The organism is Kribbella sp. NPDC023855, from assembly GCF_040639475.1.
In the GTDB taxonomy this organism is placed as follows: domain Bacteria; phylum Actinomycetota; class Actinomycetes; order Propionibacteriales; family Kribbellaceae; genus Kribbella.
On sequence record NZ_JBFAAA010000003.1, the window covers coordinates 683544 to 700853 of the forward strand.

At 68.1% G+C, this 17310-nt stretch carries 16 protein-coding genes; 6 read left to right on the forward strand and 10 right to left on the reverse strand.

Annotated features, from left to right (window positions below):
* Positions 1-145 precede the first annotated feature (145 nt).
* The 4 genes from hpt to dacB are packed head-to-tail and all read right to left on the reverse strand — an operon-like array spanning position 146 to position 4204.
* On the reverse strand, positions 146-697 hold the full coding sequence (gene hpt / locus AB0F51_RS14160) for a hypoxanthine phosphoribosyltransferase (RefSeq protein WP_360279103.1): 552 nt from the start codon (positions 695-697) through the stop codon (positions 146-148).
* A gap of 4 nt (positions 698-701) precedes the next feature.
* Positions 702-1742, reverse strand: a complete 1041-nt coding sequence (tilS, locus tag AB0F51_RS14165) for a tRNA lysidine(34) synthetase TilS (RefSeq protein WP_360279106.1) — start codon at positions 1740-1742, stop codon at positions 702-704.
* Positions 1714-2808 (reverse strand): zinc-dependent metalloprotease, encoded by a 1095-nt coding sequence (locus tag AB0F51_RS14170; protein WP_360279109.1) that lies wholly within the window; start codon positions 2806-2808, stop codon positions 1714-1716. Before AB0F51_RS14170 ends, tilS begins: the two co-directional genes overlap by 29 nt.
* 37 nt (positions 2809-2845) lie before the next feature.
* Positions 2846-4204, reverse strand: coding sequence for a D-alanyl-D-alanine carboxypeptidase/D-alanyl-D-alanine-endopeptidase (gene dacB, locus AB0F51_RS14175; RefSeq protein WP_360279112.1), 1359 nt, complete (start codon positions 4202-4204; stop codon positions 2846-2848).
* Positions 4205-4254: 50 nt separating this feature from the next.
* Here dacB and AB0F51_RS14180 point away from each other — a divergent pair, with 50 nt between their 5' ends.
* Together AB0F51_RS14180 and AB0F51_RS14185 are read left to right on the forward strand one after the other, a co-directional pair.
* Positions 4255-4743 (forward strand): inorganic diphosphatase, encoded by a 489-nt coding sequence (locus AB0F51_RS14180; RefSeq protein WP_360279115.1) that lies wholly within the window; start codon positions 4255-4257, stop codon positions 4741-4743.
* A 123-nt stretch (positions 4744-4866) separates the two neighbouring features.
* Positions 4867-6489 carry an alpha/beta hydrolase gene (locus tag AB0F51_RS14185; protein WP_360279117.1) on the forward strand — a complete coding sequence of 541 codons (1623 nt, stop codon included), beginning with the start codon at positions 4867-4869 and terminating at the stop codon, positions 6487-6489.
* A gap of 15 nt (positions 6490-6504) precedes the next feature.
* On the opposite strand, the gene AB0F51_RS14190 is transcribed toward AB0F51_RS14185, so the two are convergent.
* The gene (locus AB0F51_RS14190) at positions 6505-6933 is read right to left on the reverse strand and encodes a MarR family winged helix-turn-helix transcriptional regulator (protein ID WP_360279120.1); all 429 of its coding nucleotides are present in this window, start codon (positions 6931-6933) and stop codon (positions 6505-6507) included.
* An 85-nt stretch (positions 6934-7018) separates the two neighbouring features.
* Between AB0F51_RS14190 and AB0F51_RS14195 the strand changes: the two genes are divergently transcribed.
* From AB0F51_RS14195 to AB0F51_RS14205, 3 genes are read left to right on the forward strand one after another with little or no spacing between them, the layout of a single operon-like run.
* Positions 7019-7972: a zinc-binding dehydrogenase gene (locus AB0F51_RS14195; protein ID WP_360279122.1), complete on the forward strand. Its 954-nt coding sequence runs from the start codon at positions 7019-7021 to the stop codon at positions 7970-7972.
* Between the two features lie 9 nt (positions 7973-7981).
* Positions 7982-8893, forward strand: a complete 912-nt coding sequence (locus AB0F51_RS14200; protein WP_360279125.1) for a LysR family transcriptional regulator — start codon at positions 7982-7984, stop codon at positions 8891-8893.
* Between the two features lie 16 nt (positions 8894-8909).
* Entirely contained in the window at positions 8910-9698 is a 789-nt protein-coding gene (locus tag AB0F51_RS14205; RefSeq protein WP_360279128.1) for an SDR family oxidoreductase, read from the forward strand.
* Between the two features lie 110 nt (positions 9699-9808).
* Here AB0F51_RS14205 and AB0F51_RS14210 read toward each other — a convergent pair whose 3' ends face one another.
* From AB0F51_RS14210 to AB0F51_RS14220, 3 genes are all read right to left on the reverse strand, one after another.
* Positions 9809-11290, reverse strand: coding sequence for a C40 family peptidase (locus AB0F51_RS14210; RefSeq protein ID WP_360279131.1), 1482 nt, complete (start codon positions 11288-11290; stop codon positions 9809-9811).
* A 297-nt stretch (positions 11291-11587) separates the two neighbouring features.
* Positions 11588-12424, reverse strand: a complete 837-nt coding sequence (locus AB0F51_RS14215) for an endonuclease/exonuclease/phosphatase family protein (protein WP_360279134.1) — start codon at positions 12422-12424, stop codon at positions 11588-11590.
* 77 nt (positions 12425-12501) lie between these two features.
* Entirely contained in the window at positions 12502-13581 is a 1080-nt protein-coding gene (locus AB0F51_RS14220; protein WP_360279136.1) for an oxidoreductase, read from the reverse strand.
* 101 nt (positions 13582-13682) lie between these two features.
* Here AB0F51_RS14220 and AB0F51_RS14225 point away from each other — a divergent pair, with 101 nt between their 5' ends.
* Positions 13683-14564, forward strand: a complete 882-nt coding sequence (locus tag AB0F51_RS14225) for a bile acid:sodium symporter family protein (RefSeq protein WP_360279139.1) — start codon at positions 13683-13685, stop codon at positions 14562-14564.
* Here the strand turns inward: AB0F51_RS14225 and AB0F51_RS14230 are convergent, their stop codons facing one another.
* Both AB0F51_RS14230 and AB0F51_RS14235 read right to left on the reverse strand, forming a co-directional pair.
* A complete protein-coding gene (locus tag AB0F51_RS14230; protein WP_360279142.1) occupies positions 14565-15806 on the reverse strand; it encodes a PIN-like domain-containing protein in 1242 nt (413 codons plus the stop codon).
* 143 nt (positions 15807-15949) lie between these two features.
* Positions 15950-17248, reverse strand: coding sequence for an RICIN domain-containing protein (locus AB0F51_RS14235; RefSeq protein WP_360279145.1), 1299 nt, complete (start codon positions 17246-17248; stop codon positions 15950-15952).
* Between the last annotated feature and the right edge of the window lie 62 nt (positions 17249-17310).

Sequence of the window (17310 nt, forward strand, 5' to 3'; positions counted from 1 at the left end):
CCCGGGATAACGGCCTTGTGACGGTAATACCAGTCCAAGTGTCTCGTGCCGGGCAAGCCTGCCCACCACGAGGGTCACCGAACCACGGTACGACCCTGTTTACAGGCCGTCCCCAAGTCAGGGCCGGGGCGGCCCGTCCGGGAGGTCAGGAATAGACGTGCGGGGCGAGCGTCGCCACACAGCGCAGGTTGCGGTACTTCTCCGCGTAGTCCAGGCCGTAGCCGACCACGAACTCGTCCGGCAGCTCCAGCCCGACGTACTTCACCGGGACCGCCATCTTGGCCGCGTCCGGCTTGCGGAACGCGGTGCAGATCTCGACCGAGGCGGGTTTGCGGGACTGCAGGTTGCTGACCAGCCAGGTCAGCGTCAGCCCGGTGTCGATGATGTCCTCGACGATCAGCACGTGCCGGTTGGTGATGTCGGTGTCCAGGTCCTTCTGGATCCGGACCACCCCGGACGACTTGGTGCCCGAGCCGTAGGAGGAGACCGCCATCCAGTCCATCTCGACGTGCCGGCTGAACGAGCGGGCGAGGTCGGCCATCACCATCACGGCACCACGCAGGACGCCGACCAGCAGCAGGTCCTTGCCTTCGTAGTCCTGCTCGATCCGCCCGGCCAGCTCCCTCAGCTTCGCCTGGATCTGCTCCTCGGTGAAGTGAATCTGGGCCAGGTCCTTCTCGATGTCCGCCGCATCCACGAGCTCAGCCTGTCACATCAGTGCCGAAGAACAGGAATCCGCCTCGGCGGACGGCGCGAACTCCTTGGGGCAGGTCGATCCAGCGTTGTCCGCGCCAGTCGGTGACGAGGGCGTCGACGGCCGCGACGTGCCCGGCGGTGAGGTCGTTGGCCCGGCAACCGGCTTCCAGCGCAGCCTGCCGCAGTACCCGTGTGCGGAGCGCAGCAGGCTCCTCCTCGAGTGCTCCCACGTCGCAGAGCACCTCCCCCTCGGCATGCTTTACCGCCGTCTCTGCCAGGTCAGCAGCCAGTACGTCGAGGGCGTCCGCGTCGGCGCGCAGCAGGCCCGCAGTACGGGCGAGGGCTTCCGTCACGCCCGGGCCCAGTGCCTCTTCCAGCACTGGCAGTACTTCGTGCCGCACTCGAACCCGTCGGTACTTCGGGTCGTCGTTGTGCGGGTCATGCCACGGCCGCAGACCCGATGCGATGCAGGCGGCGACCGTCGTACTACGGGGAACGTCCAGCAACGGGCGTCGGAGCAGTCCTGCGGTCGGGGCCATGCCAGCTAGCGAGCGTGCACCCGAGCCGCGGGCTAGCCCGAGCAGGACGGTCTCCGCCTGGTCGTCCCGCGTGTGAGCCAGCAGGACGACGTCCGCACCGAGCTGGTCAGCCGCATCCCGCAGAGCGTCGTACCGGGCAGCCCTGGCGGCTCCCTCGGGCCCGCCCTCACTCCCGACCTCCACCCTCCGCACCTGCACCGGCTCCAGCCCCAACCCCCGACACTGCCCTGCCGCCGCCTCCGCAGTCTTGTCAGACCCCGCCTGCAGCCCGTGATCAACAACCACAGCCCCAGCCGTCAGCCCAAGCTTCGGCCCCTCAAACGCCACAGCAGCAGCCAACGCCAAGCTGTCGGCCCCACCAGAGCAGGCAACAAGCACGGTCGTCCCCTGAGGCAAGTCGCCCAGAGCAGCCCGCGTCGCCTCCCGCACCCTGGCAACGGCGGGATGAAGCCGCCCCCGCAGTACAGAGGCTGTTGTGTCAGCCGTGGAGTCTGGTGATCCAGGCATCGGGGGTGGCGATTTCGTGTTTGGTGGGGAGGGTGTTGGGGCCGGTCCAGACGCGGTTGAAGCCTTCCATGCCGACGCGGTCCACCACCCGGCGGACGAAGGCCGCGCCGTCCTGGTACTGCTTCAGCTTCGCGTCCAGCCCGAGCAGCCGCTTCAGCAGCTGGTCGACCGGGTTGCCGCTGGTCCGGCGCGACGTGAACTTGGACCGGATCGTCTCGACCGTCGGGATCACGCTCGGCCCGACGCCGTCCATCACGAAGTCGGCGTGCCCTTCCAGCAGCGACATCACCGCGGTCAGCCGGTCCAGTACTGCGCGCTGCTCCGGCGACTGCATCAGGTCGACCAGGCTCAGCTCGGCCTCGCCCTTCACCGACCGCCCGAGCCGCTGCACCGCCTCACGGAACATCGCCGCGTACGCCGACGCGTCCAGCTCGGCGTGGTCGAGGAACAACGCGATCTCCGACCGCAGGTGATCCCGCAGCCACGGTACTGCGGTGAACTGCACCCGGTGGGTCTCCTCGTGCAGACAGACCCACAACCGGAAGTCCCGCGGTACTACGCCCAGCTCGGACTCCACGTGCATCACGTTCGGTGCCACCAGCAACAGCCGCCCGGTGAGGTCAGGGCGGGTCGGGTCGGGCACGGACGGGTAGAACGGGTCGAACTGCCCGAGCACCCGGGAGGAGAGGAAGGCCAGCAGGGCGCCCGCCTCGATCGCCGTGACCCGGGAGCCGACGGCGGACGACAGCCCGCCCGTCCGCTCCTGCTTCTCGCGCAGCTTGTCGGCCAGTGGCTTCAGCACGGTCCGGAAGCCGTCAGCGTTCGCCTGCACCCAGCCGGGCCGGTCCACGATCACCACTGGAGCAGTGGCCGACGTCGCCTGCAGCCCCGTGAACTCCCGCACGTGGTGCTCCGAGTCAGCCGCGAACTGCCTCAGCTCGGCAACCACCCGGTTCGCCTCAGCCCGGCTGACCGCCGGACCAGGCCGCAGGAGCTTCCGAGCCACGCCTGTCGCCAGCTGCCAGTCGACCATGTCAGCCGCAGTGTTACCTTCCGCCGTACTCATACATCGACCCTAATGGCATGTTCCAACATGCGCCTGGTCAACAGCCGCAGGCAGCGAGGGCTGCAGCGGCTCGGTCCAGGGCTGCGCGGGCATCGAGCGCCTTGGCGGGCGGGGCGCTGTCAGTGGCTACAGCGAAGACCAGGAGCGTCCCCGCCGCGGTCCGCACGTAGCCGGCCAGGGAGTGGACGCTGGTGAGGGTGCCTGTCTTGGCACGGACCATCCCGGTCCCGGTAGCGGTCCCCGGCCCGGCGAAGCGCTGCTCCAGGCTTCCGTTGAACCCTGCGACGGGCAGCCCGGTCAGCAGGTGCCGCAGCTTGGGCTTGTCCGCCTCGGCCGCCACCCGGACGGCCCCGGCCAGTACGTCGAGCGGCACCAGGTTCGTGCGAGACAGTCCGCTGCCGTCCTCGAATCGCGCCTTGCTGACGTCCAGCCCCAGCTTGGTGAGAGTCGCGCGCAGCCCGGCGATGCCCCCGGCGTACGAGCCGCCGTTCTTGGTCGCCAGCCCGACGTGGCGCAGGAGCACCTCCGCACCGTCGTTGTCACTGTGCAGGTTCACGTACTCGACCAGGTCGCCCAGCGTCGGCGACTGCACCTGCGCGATGGCCGTCGCGCCCGCCACCGCCGTCACCGGCTTGATCCCGGTCGCAGTGATCCCCACCGCCTTCAGTTGAGTGGCAAAGGCAGTCGCGGCCGCTTGAGCCGGTGAGTCGGCCCGCTTGGCCATGCCGGAGGCGAGGCGGCCTTCGTTCACCCAGAGCGCCGAGGTCCGGGCAGCGATCCCCTCGGTGAGGTACTTCGGCTCCCACTTGGCGTTCGCGGCCGGTCCGGTGAACAGGGTCGCGTCATATCCGAGCGTGACGCTCGACACGCCGTCGGCGCGCAGCGCCTTCGCAGTACTGACGGCCAGGTCCTGGAGCGAGGCACGGGTCGGGAAGTCCAGCGAGTTGCCCTGTCGCCTGGTGACGAGCAGTGGGTCGCCGCCGCCGACCAGGATGATCGAGTTGCCGGACCGCACCACCTTCGTGGCGAACCTGTGCTCGGGACCGAGCGCCTCCAGCACCGAGACCGTAGTCAGGAGCTTCATGGTCGACGCGGGCACGAAGCCCTTCGCAGTACCGGTCGAGAACACCGGTTTACCGCGTGAGGCGTCGTAGACGTAGGCGCCGAAGTGCTTGCCGAGTGACGGATCGCTCAGAGCAGCTACCAGAGCCTTCTGTACTCCGGCGGCGGTCGGCGCGGCTCCCTCTGGCTTGGCCGGCTCCAGCACGGCGGGCGCTGCCGTAGTACCGGTGCCTGACTGAGAAGTAGAGGGTGCTGCTTGCGCACTGCTGACCAGTCCGGCCAGTACGCCGGCGGTCAGCAGCGTGACGAAGACCGCACGGGGAGGACGGGCCACCTGGCTACTCCTGTCATTTCATCGGTCCGAACCGTGACAGTATCTGCCGTATGGAGTTCGACGTCTTCATCGAGATTCCCAAGGGCACCCGTAACAAGTACGAGCTGGACCACAAGACGAACAGGCTGCGGCTGGACCGCACCCTGTTCACGTCCACTCAGTACCCGTCCGACTACGGGTTCATCGAGGACACCCTGGGTCAGGACGGCGACCCCCTGGACGCTCTGGTCCTGCTGCCGGAGCCGACCTTCCCCGGCTGCCTGATCCGGGCCCGGGCGATCGGCATGTTCCGGATGACCGACGAGAAGGGACCGGACGACAAGGTCCTCTGCGTCCCCGCCGGTGACCCGCGGCAGGAGCACCTGCGCGACATTCATCACGTGCCGGAGTTCGACCGGCTGGAGATCCAGCACTTCTTCGAGGTCTACAAGGACCTCGAGCCGGGCAAGTCCGTCGAGGGCGCGACCTGGGTCGGCCGCGCCGACGCCGAGGCCGAGATCACCGCCTCCTTCGAGCGCCTGAAGATCGAGGGCCACTAAAGCTCCGCCGGTCGTGGCTGGTTGCGGTGCACCGCATTGCAACTAGCTGCAGCGACGCTGCCGATCGCCCTCTGTACGCGGTAGGTTCCGCACCGTCAGGATGCACCCGACGGAAGGACCTCCATGCCGAGCCGGACCACCGAACGACAGCCGACCCCGCGGGTAGGTCTGCGAAGGCTTACCGCTGCCGGGGCCGGTCTGCTGCTGCTCGCCGGCCTCACCTCCCCGGCAACCGCCGCGCCAACTCCTGCGACGGCCGCCGCTGAGACAGCAGCCGCCAAGCAGGTCAGGTCGATCAGCTGGGCTCCGTGCGCCGAGGTGCCGACGATGTCCTGCGGCAAGATCACGCTGCCGGTGGACTGGAGCAACCCCGGCGGAGCGACGTTCGAGCTGGCAGTGGCCAAGCGACCGGCCGACGACCCCGCCGCGTCCAAGGGCCCGCTGTTCATCAACCCCGGCGGTCCCGGCGGCTCCGGCGTCAGCATGGCCCTGGCTGCGGATTCCCGCTTCAGCCCGGAGATCCTCCGCAGCTTCGACATCATCGGCTTCGACCCGCGCGGCGTCGCCCGCAGCCACCCGGTGGTCTGCAGCGCCCACGCCTTCGCCCAGCCCGGCGAGACGATCCTGCCGCGCACCAGGGCGGAGTACGCCGCACTGGTGAAGTTCAACCGCCAGTTGGCCGCCGACTGCCGCAAGCAGACCGGGCCGCTCTACGACCACGTCGACACCATCTCGGTCGCCCGCGACGTCGATGCCGTCCGTGCAGCGCTCGGCGCCGACCAGCTCAACTGGTACGGCGCGTCGTACGGGACCCTGATGGGTCAGATGTACGCCGAGCTGTTCCCGCACCGCATCCGCTCGATGGTCAACGACGGCAACATGGACCACAGCCTCGGCACCTGGCGCTTCCTGCTCAGCGAGAGCCACTTCGCCGAGGACGCCTTCCAGCAGTTCGTCGACTGGTGCGGCAAGAGCACCAACTGCGCACTGCGCGGCCAGGACGTCTCCAAGGTGTACGCCGAACTGCTGGCGAAGGCAGACGCCGGCACCCTGGTCGACCCGGCCGACGGCAGCAAGGTCAGCAACTGGTACCTGCTCGACCTCACCCAGTTCTTCTCCAGCCGCCCGCGCTGGGCCCAGCTCGGCGCCTACCTCAGCTCCCTGCACACCGGTACGCCGTCAGCCGCTGTGCGCACCGCCCGTGCGGAGCTCACCGCCGCGCGGCAGCCCGCAGTACCGGCTGTGAAGCGGACTGCGGCAGCTGCTGAGCTGGTGGAGGACGTGCGGCCGCACTTCTGCCAGGACTGGTCCCTGCCGATCCACGGCTTCGGCGAGCTGGATGCCCTCTACCGGGCCAGCGTGAACGTCGCACCGCGGATGCGTGCCTCCGTGCTGGCGCTGCAGTCGATGACTCAGTGCATCGGCTGGCCGGGCAAGGTCAACAACCCGCAGCACACACTGAAGGTCAAGGGCACGCCGACCATCCTCATGATGAACGGCCTGCACGACGTCGCCACCGGCTACTCCTGGGCCGTCAACGCCCGGCGCCAGCTGCGTAACGCAGTACTGGTCACCTATGAAGGCACCGGCCACGTCGTCTATCACCGCACGGCCTGCACGCGCGCGGCAGCCGACAACTACTTCCTCAACCTGACAGTGCCCGCCCCAGGGACCCGCTGCGCAGCCAACGACCCAGCACTGACCACCAGGGCCTCAACAGAGCCCAGCACCACAGTCCGCTGGTGACGGCAGCCGCCTGGGTCAGTCCTGGCCCAGGCGGCTGAGCAGTTCAAGCAAGGTCTTCCGCTCGGCAGCAGTGAGCGGCTCCAGCAGCCGCCCCTCGGCGGCGACGACGAGCTGATCCATCTCGGCCAGCAGCTTCTCGCCCGCCGCGGTGATACCGACGATGTTGCGCCGCCGGTCGGCGGGGTCTGCCCGGCGTACGACGTGGCCGAGGCGCTCCAGTTCGTCGAGCACGGTAACGAGATCGCTGCGGTCGAAGGAGATCCGGTCCGCCAGCGCCGTCTGCGCGGCCTCGCCGTCGTCGGCCAGGCTGGCCAGCACGTGGTAGTACTGCGTGCGCAGATCGGCCGCCGCCATCTCGCGCCGAACCAGCCGCTGCCACTGCTGACTCGCCCTCGCCAGCTGCCAGACGACGCGATCGCCGAGGCGGTGCTGGAACGACTTCACCCTGTCCACTCTAGGCCCGGCCGTGCCGATGCCCTATCGTAGGAAACTCCCATCATTTATATCTCCCACGATTTGGAGTCGGACTGTGCGCGCGATCCGGTACTACGAACACGGCGGCCCGGATGTCCTCCAGGTAGCCGACGTCCCCGTCCCCGAGCCCGCCGACGGTCAGGTCCTGATCGAGGTCGAGGCAGTCGGGGCGAACGCCATCGACACGATGTTCCGCCGCGGCGACGGCCCGTGGACCCGGCCGTTGCCCGGCGCGCTGACCGGCGACGTCGTCGGCCGGATCACCCGACTCGGCCCGAACGTGCCACCCGGCGTACAGGCCGGGCAGCGCGTCGCGGCCGTGTCGGAGGACGCCTTCGCCGAGCAGGTGGCCGTCGATGCCGAATGGCTGGCACCGATCCCTGAGGACGCCGATGCCGGCGAGGCAACCACCCTGTCGATGCCTGCACCCCTAGCGCTCCGCCTACTGAAGGCAGGACGCGTCGCACCCGGCGAGACGGTCCTCATCCAGTCAGCAGCCGGCGGCATCGGCCACCTGGCGGTCCAACTGGCCCGTGCACTCGACGCCGGAACAGTCATCGGTACTGCGTCCTCCAGCCACAAGCTCGACTTCATCCGCAGCCAGGGCGCCGACCTGGCGATCGACCTCAGTGCCGACGACTGGACCGAGCAACTGCCGCCGGTCGACGTAGTACTGGACTCGGTGGGCGGCAAGACCTTCGACCAGGGCCTGCAGGCAATCGCCCCACTCGGCCGGATGGTCAGCTACGGCGCCATCAGCGGCGAACTCCCAACGATCCCGGCGGGCAGCCTGTTCACCCTCAAGTCCGTTACCGGCGTCTCCACGCTCGCCTGGCGAGCCGCCCGGCCGGCCGAGGCCAGAGACGACATCACCGAGGTCACCCGCCTGTGGCAGACCGGCGAACTACGCCCCGCCATCGACACCCGCTTCTCCTTCACCGAGGTCAGCCGGCTGCACAAGATCCTCGACGACCGGACGAACCTCGGACGGCTGGTGGTCACGTTCTAGAGTGCAGGGGTGGAGCTTCGGCAGTTGCGGTACTTCGTTGCGGTGGCGGAGGAGCTCCACTTCGGGCGGGCTGCCGGCCGGCTGCACATCTCCACGCCGACGCTGAGCCAGCAGATCAAGCAGGTCGAGCGTGAGATCGGCGCGGCGCTGCTGATCCGGCACAGCCGCGGGGTGGAACTCACTCCTGCCGGCAAGGTGTTCCTGGACCGGGCCGCCGAGACGATCCGCTCGGCCGACGCCGCCTTGCGCGAGACCCGCCGAGCCGCCGGCCTGGCCGAGCCGGTACTGCGCCTGGGCCTGCTCAACGGCGTACCGGGATGGTTGCCGTCAGCACTCGAAGAGCTGGCGAGCGAGTCTCTTCCAGGCTGCACCGTCACCCCGATCGCCGGTACGACGGTCGACCAACTGCGCTTGCTGGCAACGGATCAGCTCGATCTCGCTCTGGTCAGAGCACCGGTCGAGTTGCCCCCGGCCACTGAATCTCACCCGCTTGCCGAGGAGGAGCTCGGCGTGTTGCTAACAGCAACCAACCCGCTCAGCCGGCAACCGGAGATCGCGGTCGAACAGCTCGCCGGAGTGGAGCTGATCTGGATCCACCGCGAGTCGGCGCCACTGTTCTACGACGACGCCATCGGTCGGCTCGGCGGCTACCCGAAGGTCAGCCAGACCAGCATGAGCCACTCCCAGCTCCGTTCCGCCCTGCTGGTCAGGCGCGACGCGATCAGCCTCGGGACCCGCCGAGCAGCCGACCCCGGCACCGATCCGCAGGTGGTCTGGCGTCCACTCACCGGCAGGCCACTGGTCGCCCGGTACGACGCGGTCTGGCGCACCGGCACCCGCAATCCCGTCCTCCGGGCGATGCTCGTTAGCCCCGGCCTCACGGCCATGAGTAAACGCGTCGTGGACGGTCCCGGCCACTGACTGGTTCGCTCGGGACATGACCTCCGACCACACTCCCGAACGTGTCCTCGTCGTCGGCGGCAGCTCCGGCATGGGGCTGGCGCTCGCCGGAGAACTGCTTGCCCAAGGCACCGAAGTCACCATCGCCGGCCGCTCCCCCGACCGCCTCGCCACCGCCCGCCACCAACTGACCAGCCAGAACCCAGCCGCCCAGAACCCGGACGGCCGGAACCCGGACGGCCAGCACGCAGCCGGCCGTCTGCGCACGGTGGTCGCCGACCTCGGCGACGAGCGGGACGTCGAGCAGCTCTTCGAGGCCGTCGGCGAGCTGGACCACGTCGTCACCACCGCCGCCGACATCGGCGGCGCCTACCAGCCGATCAGCACGTACGACATCGGCACCGCGCGGTCGGCCATCGAATCCAAGTTGCTCGGACCGCTCCTGCTCGCCAAGCACGGCGCGCCCAGGCTCGCGGCCGGCGGTTCGATCGTGTTCACGTCCGGCATCGCGGCGTACCGGCCGGGTCCCAAGGGCGCCATGGTCGCGGCACTCAACGGCGCGCTCGGCTCGCTCGCCGCGGCGCTGGCGGTCGAACTGGCGCCGCTGCGGGTCAACGTCATCTCGCCCGGCTGGGTGGACACGCCGATCTGGCAGTCCGTCGCGGGGGACGCGACGGCGGCCACCCTGGCGGCGATGGCGCGCCGCCTGCCGGCCGGCCGGATCGGCCGGACCCAGGACATCGCGGCCGCCATCATCGCCCTGCTGCGCAATGGCTTCATCACAGGCACCGTCCTGCACGCCGACGGCGGACACCGGCTGGTCTAGTCGTTCACGAACTGGACTGCCTCACCCTGCACTGCCTCATCCTGCACTGCCTCACGCGGCACTGCCTCACCATCACCGCGGGGCGGGTTCCCCTCGGGGCTGGGTTCGAATCACGGCCGGCCGAAGAAGTCCGGGTCCTCCCAGTAGTAGACGCTGTCGATCGTGACCGGGCGGCCGGTCCGCGGCGCGTGCACCATCCGGCCACCGCCCAGGTACATCGCGACGTGGAAGATCGTGCCCGGGTCACCGGCGGTCTCGGCCCAGAAGATCAGGTCGCCCGGCCGCAGCTCGTCCTCGGAGATCCGCTTGGTCTGCTCGTACTGCGCGACGCTGTAGTGCGGCAGCCGGACCCCGGCCCGTCGCCACGCCTGCATCGTCAGCCCGGAGCAGTCCCACGCGTTCGGACCGGCCGCGGCCCAGACGTACGGGTCGCCGATCTGCGCCAGGGCGAAGTCGATGGCGGCTCGGGCGCCGCGCGAGTTGCGCCCGGAGCCACCATCGTCTCGCTTCCCACCGGTACCGGGCCGCTGCTTCTTCGGCGGCTGCTTCTTCACCGGCTTCTTGCTGTCGCCCTTGCCGTTGTTGTTTCTGTTGTTGTTCTTGTGCTCGCGCTCCTCGCGAGCCTTCCGCGCCGCCTCCGCACGAGCTTCCCGGGCCTCCTCGGCAGCCTGCCGGGCCGCCTCCGCCCGGGCCTCGCGGGCTGCTTCCGCACGCTCGGCCGCTTCCCGCGCGGCGATCCGCTTGCGCAGTTCCTCGGCCTTCTTCGCAGCCAGTGCCGCGGCCCGCTGCCGGGCCAGCTCCTCGAGTCCTCGCTGCCGCTGCTCGGCCACCTGCACCGAGGTGTTGCGCAGCGTGGCCAGCTGAGCGATCTGCTGCTTGCGCTGTACGGCGATCGCCGCCACCGCCGACCGCTGCTCGGCTTCGGCGGCTTCCGCGGCTGCCTTGGCCTTGGCCGCCTCTTCGGTCGCGGCCTTCACCTTGGTGACGGCCTGGTCCTTCTGCAGCTTGAACGCGTTGGTGACGACCTGGCTCGCGGTGTACCGCAGGTAGGACCCCTGCATCGCCTGCGACACCGAGCGCGCGGCACCGGCGGAGTCGAGCAGTTGCTGCGGCCCATCGGCGCTGAACAGCGGCCCGAGCTGGGCGAGGTCACCACCACCCTGGTACGACGCGGCCGCGAAGCGACCGATCTGCTGCCGCTGAGCCGCCAGCCTCTTCTCGGCCCGGTCGGCCCGGTCCGCGGCGGCCTTGGCCTCGCTCTGCGCCTGCTGCAGGCGGTACATCGCACCGTTGTAGATCTCGCCGGCCTTGGCGGCCTGCAGCCCGAGCTGCTCCAGCCGGGCGCCGGCGCCGGCCAGCTGCTGCTCGATCGCGGCAACCTGGGCGGCCTTCGCGGCGGCCGCCTTCCGGGCGGCGTCGACGGTGGACTGGGACGGAATGACCGGCGGCTTGGGGTCCGCCTGGGCCGGAACGGTGATCAGGGCCACGGTGCCGGCCAGTGAGACCGCGAGCACCCCGGAGAGCAGAGCTCTACCGGTCTTCCCAGTGCCCGTGTCCCGCTTGCCGGACGTGACCCCTGAGGGCGTCCGCATCGGGTGCTTCCTTCCGCCGGTCGCCAGCCCCTTCCCCAGGATTGGCGATCTTTTGGTCCAACTGGACCTCATACGTGACACTAGTTGCCTGCAGCCACAATGGGAACACCTTTCACACTAATACCTTTATTTCACCTGCGTGTCGGCTTGACAAACTACAAGCTTGTAATTCCCGCGCCCTGGTGGTCTGGCCCAGAATTCCGGGCCGACGGCAACCAGGCCCGGTGGCCGTGGGCAACGAAAACCGGCGCCCACCCCGGGAAGGGATGAGCGCCGGCCGGCAGGACGTAGTACGGGCTAGCTGAGCGTGTAGGTGGCGATCACGGGAAGGTGGTCGGAGGCGTTGGTGGTCAGGACCGCCGCCGACACCGGCTCGACCTTGCGGGTGTGCAGCAGGTAGTCGATCCGGGCCGCCGGGTTTTCCGCCGGGCTGGTGTAGCCCGGGCCGGCGCCGACCTCGGCCCAGGTGTCGCGCCAGACCTTCGTGAGCGTGGTGATCTCCGGCGCCGCCGGCCTGGCGTTGAGATCGCCGACCAGGAGGGTCGGGACCGTCGAGCCGTCCAGCAACTCGACCACCTTCTGGGCCTGCTCCAGCCGCTCCGCATTGTTGTTCGAGGTCAGGTGAGTGTTGGCGAAGCGCAGGTCGACCCCGCGGAGCTTGGTCGTCGCCACCGCCAGCCCACGCTGTTCACCGGTCGGGTACTTCGGCAGCAGCGTGTTCTCGAAGTGCTTGATCGGACTCTTCGACAAGATGGCCGTGCCGTACTGCCGCCGCGGCTCGCCCGGGTTCAGCGGCGGCAGATCCAGGTTGGCCGCGTAGGCGTAGTGCATCTTCAGCCGCGCGGCGAACCAGGCCGGCTGGTTGACCCAGTTGCTGCGGGCGCTCCAGTGCCTGTCGACTTCCTGCAGCCCGACCAAGTCGGCACCGGAGTTCTCGATGATCCGGGCGATCCGCTCGAGATCCAGTACGCCGTCGATCCCGGCGCCGTGGTGGATGTTGTAGGTCATCACCTTCAGCGGACGACCGGGCCGGTCCGACTGGTCGTTGCCGCGCGCGGTGGCGTCGGCGGCCGTCGGCAGCACCATCAGCAGCCCCACGAAAGTGACCAGCAACCTGGTGGGAAGTTTTCGCATGACCCCATCCTGACCGTCAACCGGCGACACCCGCACGACATCCGGGTGTCGCCGGCGTGAATTACCCGAAGGCCGGCTCAGTGGCTGACGGCCAGCCGGGCGACCGCACCCTTCGGACCCGAGGCCCAGCAGGCTGCCCTGAACCCGTGCCCCGCGCACTCGACGCTGTCGTAGTTGCCGTCGTCGAACTGCGTCCAGCTCCGGCCACCGTCGACGCTCACGTCACTCCCCGTCGGACCGACGGCAACAAAGGTCGCCAGCGTCCCAGGCACGTACGCCGACCCGCTGCGGTACATCTTCGGCGCCTTGTCGGCCGGCACCAGCGTCCAGCTACGACCGCCATCGGACGTGTACGACGCGGCCTTCACCGCGCCACCCGTCGTCGCGAAGTCACCGCCGACCGCCACGCCGTGCAGCGGACCGCGGAAGGCAAGAGTGAAGATGCCGGCCGCTTCACCACTGGCCATCGGAGAGTCGGTCACCTTCCAGGACCGGCCACCGTCGAGGGTCCGGAACACCCGCGGCCGGTCACCGCCGCCGGTCGCGAACCAGGCCATCCGCCCCGGTCCCGCCACCAGACAGGTCCCGCTCGCCGCGAAGGCGAACTCGCCCGGCAGCGCCGCCGGCATCCCCTTGGTCGACTGGATCTGCCAGGACTTGCCGCCGTCAGAGGTTTCCGCGATCCGGAACTTGCCGTCCACCGGATCGCTCAACGCCAGGCCGTGCTTTTTGTTGTTGAAGTCCAGGCAGTCGTAGAACGCCACCGGGTCGGTGTTGCGGAACGACTCGGACCAGGTCTTGCCGCCGTCCGCGGTCCGGTAGATCCGGGAGGCGTCGCCAGTGCCGATCGCGAGCACCACGGCCGTGTCGGCGTCGAACGCCTCGACGTCACGGAACAGGAGGGTCTGGCCGGGCGGGCTGACGTTCTGCCACTTCTTACCGCCGTCGACAGTTCGCAGTACCTGGCCCTGACTTCCGGCCACCCACGCCACGTCCGCACTGACCGCGGCCAGCCCCCGGAACTGCGACGCGCTCCCGGTCGGCTTCAGGTCCCACTCGTACTTCGGTCCGTGCTTGCCGGCCGCCTGGGCCGGGACGAGCTGTGTGATGGTCAGCAGAACTCCGGCCGCCAAAGCGGCTATGCGCATGGTCTTCATGCCCGGCAACGTAATACAGAGGGCTAGGTCTTGCCGAGGCCTGCGGGCACTGTCACTCTGAGCATCCGCCATTCCCCGGGGTACCCCAAGAAGGAGCCGCAGTGAACGACTCCGTCCTCACCTCCGTCCTGCTGCCGATCGCCCTGGCGATCATCATGCTCGGCCTCGGCCTGACCCTCACGGTCGCCGACTTCACCCGGGTACTACGGATGCCGCGCGCCGTACTGGTTGCACTGGGCACACAGGTTCTGTTGCTCCCGGCAATCTGCTTCGGCCTGGTCAAGCTCTTCGACCTGGCTCCCGCGCTGGCCGTCGGGATGATGCTGCTGGCCGCGTCCCCTGGCGGCACCACCGCCAACCTGTTCAGCCATCTGGCCGGTGGCGACGTGGCGCTCAACGTCACGCTGACCGCGGTGAACTCGGTGCTCGCCGTGATCACCCTGCCGATCGTGGTCAACCTGTCCCTCGCCCACTTCATGGGCGACGGCGAGATCGGGCTGCAACCGGCGAAGATGCTGCAGGTGTTCGCGATCGTGCTGGTCCCGGTCGCGCTGGGAATGCTGTTGCGCAGCAAGAAGCCAGGCTTCGCCGCACGGATGACCCGGCCGGTCAAGATCGGCTCGATCATCGTCCTGGCCCTGGTGATCTTCGCCGCGATCTACACCGAGCGCGACAACGTGCTCGACTACATCGCCGCCGTCGGCATGGTCGCACTCCTGCTCAACGTGCTCAGCCTCGCCCTCGGGTACGTCGTACCGAAGCTGGCCAAGCTCGGTGAGCGCCAGTCCATCGCCTGCTCGATGGAGATCGGCATCCACAACGCCACCCTGGCGCTCACCATCGCGCTCAGCCCGTCCCTCCTCGGCAACAGCGAGATGTCCATCCCGGTCGCCGTCTACGGCATCGTCATGTTCTTCCCCACCGCAGCCTTCGCCTTCTACCTCAGCCGACGAGCGACGCAGCACCAGCCGGCTCGGCAGTGACTACTCGGCATCCAGTTCTTGGTCGTCGGTGCCCTGCAGGATATGGACGATCTCACTCGGAACCCGGAACGAGGATGCCTTTCCTCCCGATCGATAGAGAGGGACAAGAGCAGTCGGCACACCGTCAGCGACGATCCCTTCCCTCTGCAGGTCGGCGGTCAGCCGCCGGACCGGCTTGGTGAATCCGTTCAGGGTCGTCTTGTCGTCGATGTCACCAAGCTCGTACACCGCCTGACGTTCAACTCGACCGCCCGACTGTGCGGCCAGGCGGATCACCTCGGCTTGAACAGGTCCTTGCGCGTCGAGCCGCCTCAGAAGCTCGTTCACTCCGCTGGCTGTCCAAGTCACTTCGTACTCCGGCCGCGGCCGCTCAGCATCTTCTACAGACTCGCGTCGCACCGTCACAGCCAGCGCCTGCGAGTGCGCCAGCAGATCCTTTGGCCGCAGCATGAACAACCGCTGCCCCGTCAAGCTGAGTAGTTCGGCCGAAAGCTCCGGCCTAGGCCCGAAGAACTCGGAGTGATGGCGCCACCACCAATCCTCCTTTTCGTCGCCAGTGACCAGCACAAGATCCAAGCGTCGAGCCTTGGCCGCCTGGCACGCCTGGAACCAGACCAGGTAGTCGCCGGCCGAGCCTTCAGGCAAGGATGATTCGTCTTTCACCGCATCCAGATAGCCAGGTGGCTCGCCGGCTTCGACCCTGCGTTGCCCTTCGGCCACGCATATGTCCCACGTCTCTTTGTCGAGCTCAGGCGTGACCGAACCGTCGAGAAGCCTTTCCAGCCGAATCAGAATCCCATCGCTGGAAGATGCTCCGATCGCGATGTCGCCGGGGCCTCCGACTGTCACCGCATCTGTCAAGTCATCGTAGAGGCGCTTGACCATCCCGAGAAGCTCGTTACGACGCTCGTCTTCGAGGGCGACGTGCTTCGCCCAGGTGAGCACAGCGCTTTCCGTGGACCTGCAGTTCTTCTCGAAGGCGGAGCGCACATCCTTGATGGCTGTGCTGGGATTTCCCATCGCGGTGATGCGATTTCTCCAGAACTCCTTGAGCGCCTGGTGCGGAACAACCAAGCGGTCGCCAAGTCGCTCAAGGATTTGAAAGAGGTCGTCCCGCGTGCCTGCGTTGTATCGGTAGAGATTCAGAAGAGCATTCGCGTCCAGTGTCACGAGTCCCGTCTGCAGAGCCTTGCCTATCTCCTCCGATGAGCTGAGGCGGTATCCCTCGAAACCGTCGTACAAGCCTTGCATGCTGCCCCCCGGCCGCTTAGTCGCCAATGACAGCTAGATCGTGATCAGCCGGAATCCGTTACGGAAACTTCGCGACCGAAGGCGCCGCGAGGTCGTCAATCGTTGCCCCGAGGCGCCTCCAGCGAAGCCGCCAATCAGCCGACGAGCGCGAACGACTGTGTAGCTGCGTTGGTGCAGGTTTGCTGGACGAGTTGGGTGCTGTCGGCGGTGGAGGCGTTGGGGACCGTCAGGCACTTGTTGCTCAGGCGGCTGACGAAGTGGAAGTAGCCGCCGCCTTCCGGGACTGCCTGCCACTGCTGGTTGTTGCCGCCGCCGTAGGTCCACAGTTGCAGGCCGGCGTTGTCGGCGGATGAAACGCCGGTCACGTCGATCACCTTGGTGGCGTCGTTGCGGTTGTTGACCCGGGTGAAGCCGTCCGAGGTCGGCTGGAACTGGAACTGCTGCGCCTGCGAGCCGTTGCAGCTGTACTGCTGGATCACCGTGCCGTTGGCGGTGCCCGCAGCACGGGCGTCGACGCACTTGCCGTTGCCCTTGTTGGCCACCGCGTACCAGGACGTCGGTACCGGCTGGTCGACCGGCGGGACCGTCCCGCCGCCACCGCCGAGCCACTTCAGCGCGTCCATCAGGAACTGGTTCTGCGCCGGGCTGTCGAAGGTCGACGACAGTCGCGTGTTGGTCTGGTAGTTCATCGCGTTGTGGCCGAAGTTGGCGTAGATCATCTTGTAGTTCTTGTTGGTCCAGATGATCGGGTAGTAGCCGCCGTACCAGCTCTGGTTGGGATCCGTGCCGACCGGGAAGCTGGACGGATCGATCGACGCGAGGATCTGGATGTTCGGGTTGCTGCGCAGGTCGTACTGCCAGCTGTACCACTCGCTGACCGACGAGCGGAACGTCGCACCCGTGTTCACCAGCGACGGGTGTGAGCGGTTCTCGGCCTTCAAGGTGACCGCTGTCGGTCCCCAGGTGTTGGTCGCGAACCGGCCGGTGGCCAGGAAGGTCTGGTTGAACCACGGCCAGTTGCTGTTGGCATCGTTGTACGCGGCAACATGGAAGCCGAAGAACGCGCCGCCGTTCTCCATGTAGCGCTGGAATCCGGCGCGTTGCGCGGCCGAGTGCGGTGAGTCGTCCAGGAACATCACCACCTGGGCCTGAGCGGCGGTCAGGCTGTTCAGCCGGTCCCAGTTGTTCGTCTGCTCATAGGTGAAGCCGTTCTGCGCACCGAACTGGGGGAACCGCTCTCTCGCCTCCTTCTGGAAGTCGATGTGGGCGGCGTCGTAGGTACCGCTGGAGAACGCCAGCACCTTGAAGGTGGCGTCGACGGCGTCGGGCCGGGCGAACGCGCTCCCTGAAGTCAGACTCAGACAGGCGATCAGGAGCAGGGCCAGCAGGCGGGCAATGGCTTTGTGGGCAGGCAAAAGCTTCCGAGTGGGCATTGGGCGGATCCCCTCAGTGCGCGGTACGGCTTGAATTTAAGCCTTAAATTAACCCACAGCCG

Coding starts and splice junctions, on each gene's coding strand:
- tilS (WP_360279106.1), bottom strand. CDS start 1,742: ATGCCTGGATCACCAGACTCCACGGCTGACACAACAGCCTCTGTACTG.
- AB0F51_RS14170 (WP_360279109.1), bottom strand. CDS start 2,808: ATGAGTACGGCGGAAGGTAACACTGCGGCTGACATGGTCGACTGGCAG.
- AB0F51_RS14180 (WP_360279115.1), top strand. CDS start 4,255: ATGGAGTTCGACGTCTTCATCGAGATTCCCAAGGGCACCCGTAACAAG.
- AB0F51_RS14185 (WP_360279117.1), top strand. CDS start 4,867: ATGCCGAGCCGGACCACCGAACGACAGCCGACCCCGCGGGTAGGTCTG.
- AB0F51_RS14205 (WP_360279128.1), top strand. CDS start 8,910: ATGACCTCCGACCACACTCCCGAACGTGTCCTCGTCGTCGGCGGCAGC.
- AB0F51_RS14210 (WP_360279131.1), bottom strand. CDS start 11,290: ATGCGGACGCCCTCAGGGGTCACGTCCGGCAAGCGGGACACGGGCACT.
- AB0F51_RS14215 (WP_360279134.1), bottom strand. CDS start 12,424: ATGCGAAAACTTCCCACCAGGTTGCTGGTCACTTTCGTGGGGCTGCTG.
- AB0F51_RS14220 (WP_360279136.1), bottom strand. CDS start 13,581: ATGAAGACCATGCGCATAGCCGCTTTGGCGGCCGGAGTTCTGCTGACC.
- AB0F51_RS14235 (WP_360279145.1), bottom strand. CDS start 17,248: ATGCCCACTCGGAAGCTTTTGCCTGCCCACAAAGCCATTGCCCGCCTG.